This window comes from Halomonas saccharevitans, assembly GCF_032333995.1.
Lineage (GTDB): Bacteria > Pseudomonadota > Gammaproteobacteria > Pseudomonadales > Halomonadaceae > Halomonas > Halomonas saccharevitans.
Genome location: NZ_JAVXUR010000003.1, coordinates 14,389 through 27,551 on the forward strand (window position 1 = coordinate 14,389; position 13,163 = coordinate 27,551).

Annotated in this window: 14 protein-coding genes; 12 read left to right on the top strand and 2 right to left on the bottom strand. The window is 69.5% G+C overall.

The window, feature by feature from the left end; genetic code table 11:
* The first annotated feature begins 17 nt into the window (after positions 1-17).
* Complete coding sequence (locus tag RSO68_RS08145) at positions 18-503, top strand: glutathione peroxidase (RefSeq protein WP_315586224.1); 486 nt, start codon at positions 18-20, stop codon at positions 501-503.
* 77 nt (positions 504-580) lie between these two features.
* Here the strand turns inward: RSO68_RS08145 and RSO68_RS08150 are convergent, their stop codons facing one another.
* Positions 581-967, bottom strand: coding sequence for a DUF7079 family protein (locus RSO68_RS08150; protein ID WP_089851444.1), 387 nt, complete (start codon positions 965-967; stop codon positions 581-583).
* 200 nt (positions 968-1,167) lie between these two features.
* Here RSO68_RS08150 and fabV point away from each other — a divergent pair, with 200 nt between their 5' ends.
* From fabV to RSO68_RS08165, 3 genes are all read left to right on the top strand, one after another.
* Positions 1,168-2,379, top strand: a complete 1,212-nt coding sequence (gene fabV, locus RSO68_RS08155; protein ID WP_315586225.1) for an enoyl-ACP reductase FabV — start codon at positions 1,168-1,170, stop codon at positions 2,377-2,379.
* Between the two features lie 62 nt (positions 2,380-2,441).
* Complete coding sequence (locus RSO68_RS08160) at positions 2,442-2,651, top strand: hypothetical protein (protein ID WP_089851440.1); 210 nt, start codon at positions 2,442-2,444, stop codon at positions 2,649-2,651.
* A gap of 121 nt (positions 2,652-2,772) precedes the next feature.
* Positions 2,773-3,750 carry a GlxA family transcriptional regulator gene (locus RSO68_RS08165; protein WP_315586226.1) on the top strand — a complete coding sequence of 326 codons (978 nt, stop codon included), beginning with the start codon at positions 2,773-2,775 and terminating at the stop codon, positions 3,748-3,750.
* 37 nt (positions 3,751-3,787) lie between these two features.
* Here the strand turns inward: RSO68_RS08165 and RSO68_RS08170 are convergent, their stop codons facing one another.
* On the bottom strand, positions 3,788-4,405 hold the full coding sequence (locus RSO68_RS08170) for a class I SAM-dependent methyltransferase (protein ID WP_315586227.1): 618 nt from the start codon (positions 4,403-4,405) through the stop codon (positions 3,788-3,790).
* A gap of 142 nt (positions 4,406-4,547) precedes the next feature.
* On the opposite strand from RSO68_RS08170, the gene RSO68_RS08175 reads away from it, so the two are divergent.
* From RSO68_RS08175 to RSO68_RS08210, 8 genes are all read left to right on the top strand, one after another.
* Positions 4,548-5,762 (top strand): aspartate aminotransferase family protein, encoded by a 1,215-nt coding sequence (locus RSO68_RS08175; RefSeq protein ID WP_315586228.1) that lies wholly within the window; start codon positions 4,548-4,550, stop codon positions 5,760-5,762.
* 50 nt (positions 5,763-5,812) lie between these two features.
* Positions 5,813-6,886: an arginine N-succinyltransferase gene (locus RSO68_RS08180; protein WP_315586229.1), complete on the top strand. Its 1,074-nt coding sequence runs from the start codon at positions 5,813-5,815 to the stop codon at positions 6,884-6,886.
* Positions 6,886-7,932, top strand: coding sequence for an arginine N-succinyltransferase (gene astA / locus RSO68_RS08185; RefSeq protein WP_315586230.1), 1,047 nt, complete (start codon positions 6,886-6,888; stop codon positions 7,930-7,932). The genes RSO68_RS08180 and astA overlap by 1 nt, the downstream gene beginning before the upstream one ends.
* On the top strand, positions 7,932-9,401 hold the full coding sequence (astD, locus tag RSO68_RS08190) for a succinylglutamate-semialdehyde dehydrogenase (RefSeq protein WP_315586231.1): 1,470 nt from the start codon (positions 7,932-7,934) through the stop codon (positions 9,399-9,401). Before astA ends, astD begins: the two co-directional genes overlap by 1 nt.
* Positions 9,398-9,547: a hypothetical protein gene (locus RSO68_RS08195; RefSeq protein ID WP_315586232.1), complete on the top strand. Its 150-nt coding sequence runs from the start codon at positions 9,398-9,400 to the stop codon at positions 9,545-9,547. Before astD ends, RSO68_RS08195 begins: the two co-directional genes overlap by 4 nt.
* A gap of 8 nt (positions 9,548-9,555) precedes the next feature.
* Positions 9,556-10,932: an N-succinylarginine dihydrolase gene (gene astB / locus RSO68_RS08200; protein ID WP_089851426.1), complete on the top strand. Its 1,377-nt coding sequence runs from the start codon at positions 9,556-9,558 to the stop codon at positions 10,930-10,932.
* A 103-nt stretch (positions 10,933-11,035) separates the two neighbouring features.
* Entirely contained in the window at positions 11,036-12,214 is a 1,179-nt protein-coding gene (zapE, locus tag RSO68_RS08205; RefSeq protein ID WP_315586233.1) for a cell division protein ZapE, read from the top strand.
* A gap of 93 nt (positions 12,215-12,307) precedes the next feature.
* The gene (locus RSO68_RS08210; RefSeq protein ID WP_089851422.1) at positions 12,308-13,063 is read left to right on the top strand and encodes a trimeric intracellular cation channel family protein; all 756 of its coding nucleotides are present in this window, start codon (positions 12,308-12,310) and stop codon (positions 13,061-13,063) included.
* Positions 13,064-13,163: the final 100 nt, after the last annotated feature.

A 13,163-nucleotide genomic window follows, 5' to 3' on the forward strand; every position in this document is an offset into this window, starting at 1 on the left:
GAGAGCGAGCCTGATCCATGACCCTTCATGACCACGAATGCCGCACCCAGAGCGGCCAGCCCTTCAACCTCCGCGCCCTGCGGGGCCAGGTGCTGCTGATCGTCAACGTGGCCAGCCAGTGCGGCTTCACCCCGCAGCTGCGCGACCTCGAGCACCTCTATGTGCGCTACCGTGACCGCGGTTTTACCGTGCTGGCCTTCCCCTGCAACCAGTTCGCTCGCCAGTCGCCCGAATCGGCGCTGGATTTCAGCCGCTTCGCCGAGCATGAGTTCGGGGCCTCCTTCCCGCTGATGGAGAAGGTACGGGTCAACGGCAGCGGCGCCCATCCGCTGTTCGTCGAACTCAAGCGCCAGGCGCCGGGCATGCTGGGCACCGGCATGATCAAGTGGAACTTCACCAAGTTTCTGGTCGGTCGCGATGGCCGGGTGATCCGGCGCTTCTCCCCGCGCGACGGCGAGACGGAGCTTCTCGAGGCGCTCGAGAAGGCCCTCGACGAGTCCTGATCCACTGGCGCTCGCGCCGGCTTATCATCACTCTCATTCGGGCCGCAGGCTCGTACCGCAGGCTCCTCGCGCCAGGGTCAGGGCGTCTCGCCGCGCTCGACCATCAGCCGCCCGATCAGCTCGTTCCAGCGGTGGCGCGTCATCATGGTGGTCAGCCCCGAGAACAGCGCCCAGCTCTTGCGCCGCCAGCCCTTGAGCCGCAGGTTGTGGGACACCAGCTGCTGCATCAGCTGATAGTCGTCGAAGGAGCGCCACTCGCCGGCCACCGACAGCTGGTGGCGGGCCATCACCGGGGCGAGCTCCAGGCGGAAGATCCACTCCAGGTCGCGCAGGCTCAGCTCGTGGCGCTCGATCTCGGCGACCATGTGCGCGTAGTCGGTCTCGCGGGGCTCACGCTCCAGCCACAGCGGGGCCAGCGCGAGCCACAGCTCGCCGCGCTCATCGACCAGGGTCTGCGCATCCATCCACTCTCTCCTGCCAGGTTTGCCGCTCGGGCGTCGCCGGCAATCCTGCACCAGCCGGGCAGTAGCCTCAAGGGCGGACAGCCGGCGCCCTTGCCGCTAGAATGTGGCCCACTCCGGCACGGCCCATGCGTTCGTGTCACTCATTCGAGTTCGGCGGCCGTGTCAGGCCGTCGAGTCCGTCAGCAAAAACGAGGTCTGTCGTGATCATCAAGCCCAAGGTTCGCGGTTTCATCTGCACCACCACTCATCCCGTCGGCTGTGAGCAGAACGTGCTCGAGCAGATCGAGGCGACCCGTGCACGGGGGCTGGACAAGGCCCTGGGTGACGGAGAGCCGCGCCCCAAGAAGGTGCTGGTGATCGGTGCCTCCAGCGGCTACGGCCTGGCGGCGCGCGTCACCGCGGCCTTCGGCTACGGTGCCGACACCCTGGGCGTGTTCTTCGAGAAGCCGGGCACCGAGAAGAAGCCCGGCACCGCCGGCTGGTACAACAGTGCGGCCTTCGACAAGTTCGCCAAGCAGGAAGGGCTCTACAGCAAGTCGATCAACGGCGACGCCTTCTCCCATGAAGCGCGTGAGAAGGCCATCGAGCTGATCCAGCAGGACATGGGCCAGGTGGACCTGGTGGTCTACTCGCTGGCCTCGCCGGTGCGCAAGCTGCCCGACTCGGGCGAGCTCAAGCGCTCCAGCCTCAAGCCGATCGGCGAGACCTACCGCGCCACCGCCATCGACACCAACAAGGACGCCATCATCGAGGCCGAGGTCGAGCCCGCCACCGAGCAGGAGATCGAGGACACCAGGGCGGTGATGGGCGGCGAAGACTGGGAGCTGTGGATCGATGCCCTGGACCGCGCCGGCGTGCTGGCACCGGGCGCGCGCAGCGTGGCCTTCAGTTACATCGGCACCGAGATCACCTGGCCGATCTACTGGCACGGGGCGCTGGGCAAAGCCAAGGAAGACCTGGATCGCGCCGCCAGCGAGATCGGCCAGCGCCTCGCGGCCACCGGCGGCGGCGCCAACGTGGCGGTGCTCAAGTCGGTGGTCACCCAGGCCAGCGCCGCCATCCCGGTCATGCCGCTCTACATCGCCATGGTCTACCGGGTGATGAAGGAGAAGGGCCTGCACGAGGGCACCATCGACCAGCTCAACCGCCTGTTCGGCGAGCGGCTTTATGGCGGCAGCGCCGAGACCGACGAGGCCGGCCGCCTACGCCTGGACGACTGGGAACTGCGTGACGACGTTCAGCAGGCCTGCAAGGACCTGTGGCCCCAGGTGACCACCGAGAACCTCTTCGAGATCACCGACTACGCCGGCTACAAGCACGACTTCCTCAAGCTGTTCGGCTTCGAGCGCGACGATGTCGATTACGACGCCGAGGTGAACCCGGTGGCCGATTTCGATGTCGTGAACCTGTAGGACCCGCGTTTGCGGCAGGTGGGCATGGCGCGGGATCGGTTCTTTAGTGAAGGAGTCGTGCCATGGATACCCGCGACAGCAAGACGCCGGAAGAGGAACTGCAGCATCTCAAGGAAGTGAGCCAGCCCGAGGACTTCGAGCACCCCGAGCCGGACGCGGAGCAGCCCGAGGCCAGGCAGGACGCCGGCGGAATGTCGTGGCTGCTGCTCGTGTTGATCGGAGCGGTGGCCGCCGTGGTGATCGGCCTGCTGGTGTTCGGCCTGGGTGGCTGACCGTTCGTCTTCCTTGCGCTGCGACGCCGGGCTCCGTGCCCGGCGTCGTCGCGTCTGGACGGCTGTCGAGCGCGTCGCCATTGGATAGAATGTGACCTTTCACCCGCAACGAGAGCGCCCCATGCCCGAGTCTTCGATGGCCTCACCGAGCATGTCGATTTCACGGCATGTCGGCGTGGTGGTGCTGCCCGGTTTCTCCCTGCTAGCCGAGGCCTGCGCCACCGAGCCGTTGTTCGTGGCCAATCGGCTGGAGGGGCGCTCGCTCTATCGGCTCACCACCTTCGCGACCGCCTCGGGCCCGGTGGCGAGCGCCTCCCAGCAGGCGCTGATGCCCCAGGCCGGCATCGGCGAAGTGGATGAGCCGCTGGACCTGCTGCTGGTGTGCGCCCCCGGGCCGCTCGCCGGTCGCGTCCCCGAGGCGCTGGTCGACTGGCTGCGTCGGCTCGCCGGTGCCGGAGTGCTGCTGGGCGGTATCGGCGGCGGCACCGAGGTGCTGGCCCGGGCCGGCGTACTCGACGGCTATCGGGCTGCGCTGCCCTGGCAGCGCTTCGACGCCGTGGCCGACGACTTCCCCCAGGTGCGCCTCTCGCGCCAGCTCTTCGAGATCGACCGCGACCGCCTGACCTGCGGCGGCGGCACCGCGGCCATGGACATGATGATGACTCTGGTCGGCAGCCAGCACGGCCCCCGGCTCGCCGAGCGCATCTCCGAGCACTTCGTGCTGGAGCGCATCCGCATGGGCGACGAGCCCCAGCAGATGCCGCTGCGCTCGCGGCTCGGCCATGCTCCCGAGAGCCTCGCCGAGGCGGTGGCGCTGATGGAGTCCAACATCGAGGAGCCGCTGACCACCCATGAGCTGGCCGAGCACCTGGGCATCTCGCGGCGTCAGCTCGAACGGCTCTTCAAGAAGTACCTGCAGGCCGTGCCCAGCCGCTACTACCTGGACCTGCGCCTGCAGCGGGCACGTCGCCTGCTGCGCGAGAGCGACCACCCCGCCGGCGAGATCGCCCTGCTGACCGGCTTCTCCTCGGCGGCCCACTTCTCCACCGCCTACCGCAACCACTTCGGCATCACGCCCCGGGAGGAACGCCTGGGCTGAAGGCCTTGCGGTGGACGTGCTCGGGCGCGGTGAACGATCAGCCGGGGCGGGCCAGCAGGGCGCGAAACAGCGTGCCCATCATCACCGGGGTGTCCTGCTCGATGACGAAGCCGGCCTCGCAAAGCAGCGGCCGGGCCTGGCGGGTGATGTCGGTGGCGATGGCCGAGGTGAGGGCGTTGAGGCCGCGGCGGGGCAGGCTCGCCGGGCGCGCGTCGGCCTGGAACTTGTCCATCACGCAGAGTTGGCCGTCGCCCTTCAGGACCCGGCGGGCCTCCGCCAGTCCCCGCGCCGGGTCGGGCATCACCGCCAGGATCAGGTGCATCACCACCACATCGAAGTGATCGTCGGGATAGTCGAGCCGCTCGGCGTCCATCACCTCGGCCTGGACATCTCGACCGAGGCTTTCGGCGCGGCGTTCGAGGCGCCGCACCATGGCCGGCGACAGGTCGGTGGCGTGCAGCTCGATGTCGCGGGGCAGCCAGGGCAGGTCGAGTCCGGTGCCGGCCCCGACCAGCAGCACCCGCATGCCGGGGCGCCAGTCCACCTGCGCCACGGCCCGGCGGCGCGCCTCGCGGAAGGCGCGCTCGGCCACCAGGTCGTAGACCGGCGCGTAGAGTCCATAGCGGACCCGGTTCCAGGCCGTGGTGTTGAGCATGAGGGACTCCTGGTGGATGGGTATCTTCAGCCTACCCCATCCTTTTACACAACTCCCCGTCCCATTGCTGAAAGCTTCCCGACCCGGCTCTCCCTATACTCGAGTGATAGAAAATATCGTCATTCCGAGAATGGAGAACCACATGAGCCAGACCCCGACCCGCGCCGATTTCGACCAGTACATGGTGCCCAACTACGCCCCCCAGAAGGCGATTCCGGTGCGCGGCGAGGGGAGCCGCCTGTGGGACCAGGAAGGCAAGGAGTACATCGACTTCGCCGGCGGCATCGCCGTCAACGCCCTCGGCCACTGCCACCCGGTGCTGGTCGATGCCCTCACCGAGCAGGCCAACAAGCTCTGGCACCTGGCCAACGTCTACACCAACGAGCCGGCCCTGAAGCTCGCCCAGGCGCTGGTCGAGCGCACCTTCGCCGACAAGGTGTTCCTCTGCTCCTCCGGCGGCGAGGCCAATGAGGCGGCCCTCAAGCTGGCACGCCGCTGGGCCTATAACGAGCATGGCGAGCACAAGGACAAGATCATCTCCTTCCGCCAGTCGTTCCACGGCCGCACCTTCTTCACCGTCAGCGTCGGCGGCCAGCCCAAGTACTCCCAGGGCTTCGGGCCGATCCCCGGCGGTATCCTGCACGCCGAGTTCAACGATCTCGAGGCGGTGCGCGAGCTGATGGGCGACGACACCTGCGCGGTGATGGTCGAGCCGATGCAGGGCGAGGGCGGCATCGTGCCGGCCACCCAGGAATTCCTCGAGGGGCTGCGCGCGCTGTGCGACGAGCACCAGGCGCTGCTGATCTTCGACGAGGTGCAGACCGGCGTCGGCCGCAGCGGCTCGCTCTACGCCTACATGGAATACGGGGTGACCCCGGACGTGCTGACCAGCGCCAAGTCGCTGGGCGGCGGTTTCCCGGTGGGCGCCATGCTGACCACCGACGCCATCGCCCCGGCCATGGCCATCGGCACCCACGGCTCCACCTACGGCGGCAACGCCCTGGCCTCCGCCGTGGCGCTGGCCGCCGTCGAGTACATCGACACTCCCGAGGTGCTCGAGGGCGTCAAGTACCGCCATGATCTGTTCCGCGAGCACCTCGAGGCGATCAACCGCCAGTACGGCGTGTTCAAGGAGATCCGCGGCATGGGCATGCTGATGGGCGCCCAGATGTCCGACGAGTACGAGGGGCGCGCCAAGGAGATCCTGCCGCTGGCCATCGAGGAGGGCCTGATGGCGCTGATCGCCGGGCCCAACGTGCTGCGCATGGCGCCGTCGCTGGTGATCCCAGAGGCGGACATCCACGAGGGCATGGCGCGCCTCGAGCGGGCAGTGGCGCGGCTGGTGGCGGGGCAGTGAGCCGCGGCTCCCCTCTGCGCGACGACTCATCCCCCACCGGAGATCCTGCCATGCTGGTCATTCGTCCCGTTCGCCCGGCGGACCTGCCGTCCCTGGAGCGGCTGGCTGGCAGCGCCACGCCGCGCCTGACCAACCTGCCGGCCCACCGTGACCGCCTCGAGGAGCGCATCGCGCGCTCCCAGCGCGCCTTCGCCGGCGACATCGACGCGCCCGGTGACGAGCACTACATCTTCGTGCTCGAGGACCTGGAGCGCGGTGAGGTGGCCGGCACCGCCACCATCCGCGCCCAGGCCGGCGCCCGCGAGGCCTACTACACCTATCGCCAGGAGACGTTGATCCACGCCTCCCAGCAGCTCGACGTGCGTCGTGAGGTGCCGACCCTGGCGCTCTCCCACGAGGTCTCCGACGCGACCCTGCTCTGCGCGCTGTCGCTGGATGCCCGCTACAAGGGCACCAGCGCCGAGAGCCTGCTGCGCCGCGCGCGGCTGATGTTCATCAGCCAGTATCCCGAGCGCTTCGCCGACCTGCTCGCCATGGCCTTCCCGGGCTACCTGGACGGGCAGGGCGAGTCGCCGTTCTGGAACAGCGTGGGCCGCCACTTCTTCGTGCGCGACTACCAGGAGATCAACTACTTCGCCGGGGTGCGCTCGAAGAGCTTCGTCGCCGAGGTGATGCCGCAGTTCCCGCTCTACCTGGCGCTGCTCACGCCCCAGGCCCGTGCCGCCATCGGTCGCGAGCATCCCGACCACGAGTCGGCGATGAACGAGATGCTGGCCGAGGGTTTCCTGCGCAGCCGCCACGTGGACATCTTCGATGCCGGCCCGGTGATCAAGGGCGAACGCGAGCGCCTGGCGAGCTTTCGCCGCGCCGCCTGGCACCCGGTGCGTATCCGCCCGGCCCATGCCCTGCCCGACGCCGAGCCGGCCATGATCGCCAACCAGCGGCTGGCGGACTTCCGCTGCGTGGTGGCGCGCTACGCGCTGTCGCCCACCGGGCAGCTGATGCTCTCGCCCGAGCACGCCGAGCTGCTGGGCGTGGAGGAGGGCCGCGCCGTGCTGGCCGCCCCCCTGGCGCTGCCGGGCGCCGACGCCGACGAACCGGGCTACGACGAGGGAGAGCTGTAATGCGCATGAGACCGATCGTCGAGACCGATATCGACGAACTCCAGGCCCTGGCCCGGGAGACCGGCGTGGGCTTCACCTCGCTGCCCGACAACCGCGAGTTCCTGGCCGCCCGGATCGCCTCGACGGTGAGCGCCTTCGAGGAGCGTACCCCGGTCGACCAGCGACTCTACTTCTTCGTGCTGGAGGACGAGGAGACCGGCCGGCTGGCCGGCTGCTGCGCCATCGAGGGCCAGGTGGGGCGCGAGACGCCGTTCTACCACTATCGCCTGGGCACCCTGGCGCACTCCTCGGTGCAGCTCGACCTGCACCGCACCATCGATACCCTCTTCCTGAGCTCCGACCACACCGGCGACGCCGAGGTGGCCTCGCTGTTCCTGAGGCCCGAGTACCGCGGCGGCGATCCCCGCCATCAGCGCAACGGCGCGCTGCTGTCGATGATGCGCTGGCTGTTCATGGCCGAGTTCCGCGACCGCTTCCCCGAGAAGGTGCTGGCCGAGATGCGCGGCGTCTTCGACGAGCGCGGCCGCAGCCCCTTCTGGGAGTGCCTGGGCAGCCACTTCTTCCCGCTGGACTTCGATGAGGCGGACAAGCTCACCGGGCTCGGTCAGAAGAGCTTCATCGGCGAGCTGATGCCCAAGTTCCCGATCTACACCCCGTTTCTCAGTGAGGCGGCGCGCGCCTGCATCGGCGAGGTCCACGAACACACCCGCCCGGCGCTGGCCATGCTCAAGAAGCAGGGGCTGCGCTGGGAGGGCTACATCGACATCTTCGACGGCGGCCCAACCGTCGAGGCCTACATCGACTACGTGCGCGGCGTGCGGCTGTCGCGGCGCTGCCGGGTGGAAGTGAAGGCCGGCACGCTGGAGGCGACGCCGCGCCCGCGCTGGCTGGCGGGCACCACCGGCATGGCCGGCTTCCGCGCCGCCTGGCTGGGCCGGGGGCCTGACGAGCATGGCGTGGTGACCCTCGACGAGGGCGAGGCGCGTCGGCTGGAGGTCGCCTCCGGCGACACCCTGCGCATACTGGATACCGAGGAGGAGGCGTGATGAAGGCAACACAACAACTGCTGATCGGCGGCACCTGGCAGGCCGGACGAGGCGAGACCTTCACCAAGCGCGACCCGGTGGGAGGCGAGCGTCTCTGGGAGGGCCAGGCGGCCGACGAGGCCCAGGTGGACGCTGCCGTGACGGCCGCCCGCTCCGCCTTCCCGGCCTGGGCGCGCACCCCCTTCGCCGAGCGCCAGGCACTGGTGGAGCGCTTTCGCGAGGTGCTCGAGCGCCACCGCGAGGATCTGGCCGCGACCATCGCCCACGAGACCGGCAAGCCCCTCTGGGAGGCGCGTACCGAGATCGGCGCGATGATCGGCAAGGTAGCGATCTCCCTGCGCGCCTACCAGGAGCGCACCGGCGAGCGCAGCCGCGATCTGGGCGACGCCACTGCCGTGCTGCGCCATCGTCCCCACGGCGTGATGGCGGTATTCGGCCCCTACAACTTCCCCGGGCACCTGCCCAACGGCCACATGGTGCCGGCGCTGCTGGCCGGCAACAGCGTGGTCTTCAAGCCCAGCGAGCAGACGCCGCTGACCGCCGACCTCACCCTGCAGTGCTGGCAGGAGGCGGGGCTGCCCGACGGGGTGATCAACCTCGTCCAGGGTGCCGCCACGACGGGCCAGGCGCTCTCCGCGCACCCGGGCATCGACGGCCTGCTGTTCACCGGCAGCGCCCGGGTGGGCGGCATCCTGCATCGCCAGTTCGCCGATCAGTTCGACAAGATCCTGGCCCTGGAGCTTGGCGGCAACAACCCGCTGGTGGTCAAGGACGTGCCCGACCAGGAGGCCGCCGTGCTGACCATCCTGCAGTCGGCCTTTCTCTCCGGCGGCCAGCGCTGCACCTGTGCCCGGCGGCTGATCGTGCCCGAGGGCCAGGTGGGCGATCACCTGCTGGACGCCCTGAGTGATGCCATCTCGCGGCTGCGGGTGGCCGGTCAGTTCAGCGAGCCCGCGCCCTTCTATGCGGGCCTCGCCAACGTGGCGGCGGCCGACGGCCTGCTCAAGGCCCAGGACGACCTGGAGGCCCGCGGCGGCACGGTGCTCTCGCGCATGGAGCGCCTCGAGGCCGGCACCAGCCTGCTGAGCCCCGCGCTGATCGACGTCACCGGCCTCGAGATACCCGACGAGGAGCACTTCGGCCCGCTGCTCAAGGTCTACCGCTACCGCAGCTGGGACGACGCCCTGCGTCTGGCCAACGACACCCGCTACGGCCTCTCGGCCGGTCTGATCGGCGGCGAGCGCGGCGACTGGGACGACTTCCTGCTGCGCATCCGCGCCGGCATCGTCAACTGGAACCGCCAGACCACCGGCGCCTCCGGCGACGCGCCCTTCGGCGGCGTGGGCGAAAGCGGCAACCACCGCCCGAGCGCCTACTACGCGGCCGACTACTGCGCCTACCCGGTGGCCTCCATGGAGAGCGAGGCGCTGGCCCTGCCTGATACGCTGCCGCCGGGGGTGACGCTATGAGCCAGAATTTGATGTCCATCTCGACCAGGGCGCTGCCAGCGCGCTCTTACTGGACCACGGCCGACTACTGCGCCTATCCGGTGGCCTCCATGGAGAGCGAGGCGCTGGCCCTGCCCGAGACGCTGCCGCCGGGGGTGACGCTATGAGCGATGGAATGAACGATATCGAGCAGCAGCCGATCGTGGACGCGCGCGAGGTCAATTTCGATGGCCTGGTCGGCCCGACCCACAACTACTCCGGCCTGGCGCTGGGCAACCTGGCCTCCATGACCCACCAGGGCCTGGTGGCCAACCCGAAGGAGGCCGCCCTCCAGGGCCTCGGGAAGATGAAGTCGCTGATGGACGCCGGCTACGCCCAGGGCGTGTTGCCGCCCCAGCAGCGGCCCGACCTGGGCGCGCTGCGCCGCCTGGGCTTTCACGGCAGCGATGCCCAGGTGCTGGCCCGGGCGGCCGGCGAGGCGCCGCAGTTGCTGCGGGCGGTCTGCTCGGCCTCGAGCATGTGGACCGCCAACGCCGCCACCGTGACCCCCTCGGCCGACGCTCCGGATGGTCGGGTGCACTTCACGCCGGCCAACCTGCAGTCGAGCTTTCACCGCTACCTGGAGCCGGACACCACCGGTCGGGTGTTGGCCTCGATCTTTCGCGATCAGGGCCACTTCGCCCATCACCCGGCGCTGCCGGGGACGCCAGCCTTCTCCGACGAGGGGGCGGCCAACCACACCCGGCTCGCCGCCGAGTACGGCGAGCCCGGCGTGCATCTGTTCGTCTACGGCCGGGCGGCCTTCGGCTGGGGCGCGGGGGAAGGCGTGGCGCCGCGACGCTACCCGGCCCGCCAGACCCTGGAGGCGAGCCAGGCGATCGCCCGACAGCACGGCCTCACGGAGTCCCAGGTGGTGTTCGCCCAGCAGCATCCCGAGGCGATCGATGCCGGCGTCTTCCACAACGACGTGATCGCGGTGGGCAACGGCCCGGTGCTGCTCTATCACGAGCGAGCCTTTCTCGACGAGCAGGGCACCCTGGACGAGCTGCGCGCGAAGATGGCGACGCCCTTGATCCCGGTGCGGGTGCCGGAGGAGGCGGTCAGCCTCGAGGACGCCGTGGCCTCGTATCTGTTCAACTCGCAGCTGCTCTCCAATCCCGACGGCACCATGACGCTGGTGGTGCCCGGCGAGTGCCAGGAGCGCGAGAGCGTCTGGCGCGCCATCCAGGATCACCTGCTGGCCGGCCACAATCCCATCGCGGAAGTGGTGGTCAAGGACGTCAAGCAGAGCATGCGCAACGGCGGCGGGCCCGCCTGCCTGCGTCTGCGGGTGGTGCTCTCGGCGGCCGAGCGGGCCGCGCTCTCAGGAAGGGTGCTGCTGGACGACGGCCTGCACGGCGATCTCACCGCTTGGGTCGAGCGCCACTACCGCGATCGCCTGGCCCCGGAGGATCTGGCCGATCCGCAGCTCGCCGCCGAGACCCTCACCGCCCTGGATGAGCTGACGCGGCTCCTTTCCCTCGGCGCAGTCTACCCCTTCCAGCGGGGCTGAGCTCGAAGAGGGAAGCCGCCCAGAGGGCCCGCCCCGGGACGGGGCGGGCCCTCTGCGGTAGGATCCGCCTGCACGTAGGGAAGCGGATTCGCAGGGGAACGGGATGACCATCGACGTCAGGACCATCGAGGGCAGGAACAGTGACGCCGCGATCGGCGGCGAGGCGAGGTCGCCTCAGGCGGCCTACCGGCAGGCGCTCGCGCGTGGCGGCATCGTCGACGACGCGGCCCAGGACCGGGCGATCGAGCATCTCGAGGCCTGCTTCCACGCCTTGCACGAAGGGCCGGGTGGCGTGCCCGGGGTCTACCTCTGGGGGCCGGTCGGACGCGGCAAGACCTGGCTGATGGACCTCTTCCAGCATCACCTCGGCGTGCCCTCGCGGCGCCAGCATTTCCACCACTTCATGCGCTGGGTGCATCACCGCCTGTTCCGGCTCTCCGGCACCGCCGACCCGCTGACGGCGCTGGCTCGGGAGCTGGCCGACGAGGTGCGGGTGCTGTGCCTCGACGAGCTGTTCGTCAGCGATATCGCCGACGCGATGATCCTCGGCGGGCTGTTCGGCGCCATGTTCGAGCACGGGATCACCCTGGTCTGCACCTCGAACCAGGCCCCCGATCAGCTCTATGCCGAAGGCTTCAACCGAGAGCGCTTCCTCCCCGCCATTGCCGCCATCGAGCGGCACACCCAGGTGGTCGAGCTTGACGGCGGCCAGGACCATCGCCTGCACCCCGGCCGGGCCCATCCCCGCTACTGGGTCTCGCGCCCCGGACAGCCGAGCGCCCTGTCCGACGTCTTCGACCAGCTGCGCCAGGAACAGCCGGTGAGCCACGCCCCCATCGAGCTGGGGCATCGCGAAATTGCCGTGATCCGGCGCAGCGAGCGGGTGCTCTGGTGTCGCTATGGCGATCTGTGCGAGGCGCCGCTGGCGGCACTGGACTTCATCGCCCTCGGCGATCGCTTCGATCACGTGCTGCTGAGCGAGGTCCCGCGGCTGAGCCGTCACGATCCGGCAAGCGCCATCGCCCGGGGCACCGAGGACGGCGTGGCGAGGGTCGCGGCCGGCGATCGGGACTTCCCCGCACTGTCTCGCCATGACGACGGCGTGCGCCGCTTCATCGCCCTGGTCGACGAGTGCTATGACCGGCGCATTCCGCTCTATCTGGAGGCCGAGGTGGCGATGGACGAGCTCTATCCCCACGGCTATCTCGCCTTCCCCTTCCGGCGGGTGCTCAGTCGCCTGCGCGAGATGCAGCTGGCGCGCTTCGGGCGCGACCTGCCGTGAGCGAGCGGTCCGCGGGCGCCATACCGCCCGCGATGAGGCCAAAACGCGCCGCGATGCGCTATGCTGCCGGCCAGCGTACAGGGGAGAAACGATGTGACGGGGCTGGTCTACTGGCTGGACATGGCGGGGGTGATCGTCTTCGCCCTCTCGGGAGTGGTGCTGGCCTGCCGCTCACGGATGGATCCGTTCGGCATGCTGGTGCTGGCGGCGGTGACCGGGATCGGCGGCGGTACCCTGCGTGATTTGGTGCTGGGCGTGCGGCCGGTGTTCTGGGTGACCGATCCGACCTACCTCTGGGTGATCCTCGCCACCGTAGGGCTCTCCATCCTCGGTTTCCACTATATCCACCGCCTCTCGCGAGGCTTCCTGCCGGTGGCCGATGCCTTCGGCCTGGCGCTGTTCACGGTGATCGGCGCCCATAAGGCCCTGATGCTCGAGGCGCCCGGCGTGGTGGCGGTGCTGATGGGGATGCTGACCGGCGTGGCCGGAGGCATGACGCGCGACGTGCTGGCGCGCCGGGTGCCCATGGTACTGCGCAGCGAGATATATGCCACCGCCTCCATCGCCGGCGGCGTGGCCTTCGTCGGCCTGGAGGCCCTTTCCGCTCCGCTGGGAATCTCCATCGTCACCGGGCTCGGGGTCACCCTGGGGCTGCGGCTCTCGGCCATCTACTGGGGCCTCGCCCTGCCGGTGTTTGCCTGGGTGATGGTGCAGCCGTCCCAGACGCCGGAGTTCCAGAAACCGGACGGTCATGACGACGAGACGCCGCCGCCGACTCAGCGGCGAGCCAAGGCGCGGGTGAGGATGATCACCCCTGGGCGCGCCCGGCGGGGAGGCAAGTCGAGGTGAACGATGAGATGCCCGCCGGGGTAAGCACGATGCTGGCTCCGTCCACCTGACTGCGAATTCCCCGCGCGATGGGCATCTCATCACCCCAAAGGCCATGGTG

What these genes read in the sequence shown, in the direction of transcription:
- RSO68_RS08145 (WP_315586224.1), top strand. Translation starts at nt 18, where the DNA reads ATGACCCTTCATGACCACGAATGCCGCACCCAGAGCGGCCAGCCCTTC.
- RSO68_RS08150 (WP_089851444.1), bottom strand. Translation starts at nt 967, where the DNA reads ATGGATGCGCAGACCCTGGTCGATGAGCGCGGCGAGCTGTGGCTCGCG.
- RSO68_RS08160 (WP_089851440.1), top strand. Translation starts at nt 2,442, where the DNA reads ATGGATACCCGCGACAGCAAGACGCCGGAAGAGGAACTGCAGCATCTC.
- RSO68_RS08165 (WP_315586226.1), top strand. Translation starts at nt 2,773, where the DNA reads ATGCCCGAGTCTTCGATGGCCTCACCGAGCATGTCGATTTCACGGCAT.
- RSO68_RS08170 (WP_315586227.1), bottom strand. Translation starts at nt 4,405, where the DNA reads ATGCTCAACACCACGGCCTGGAACCGGGTCCGCTATGGACTCTACGCG.
- RSO68_RS08175 (WP_315586228.1), top strand. Translation starts at nt 4,548, where the DNA reads ATGAGCCAGACCCCGACCCGCGCCGATTTCGACCAGTACATGGTGCCC.
- RSO68_RS08180 (WP_315586229.1), top strand. Translation starts at nt 5,813, where the DNA reads ATGCTGGTCATTCGTCCCGTTCGCCCGGCGGACCTGCCGTCCCTGGAG.
- astA (WP_315586230.1), top strand. Translation starts at nt 6,886, where the DNA reads ATGCGCATGAGACCGATCGTCGAGACCGATATCGACGAACTCCAGGCC.
- astD (WP_315586231.1), top strand. Translation starts at nt 7,932, where the DNA reads ATGAAGGCAACACAACAACTGCTGATCGGCGGCACCTGGCAGGCCGGA.
- RSO68_RS08195 (WP_315586232.1), top strand. Translation starts at nt 9,398, where the DNA reads ATGAGCCAGAATTTGATGTCCATCTCGACCAGGGCGCTGCCAGCGCGC.
- astB (WP_089851426.1), top strand. Translation starts at nt 9,556, where the DNA reads ATGAACGATATCGAGCAGCAGCCGATCGTGGACGCGCGCGAGGTCAAT.
- zapE (WP_315586233.1), top strand. Translation starts at nt 11,036, where the DNA reads ATGACCATCGACGTCAGGACCATCGAGGGCAGGAACAGTGACGCCGCG.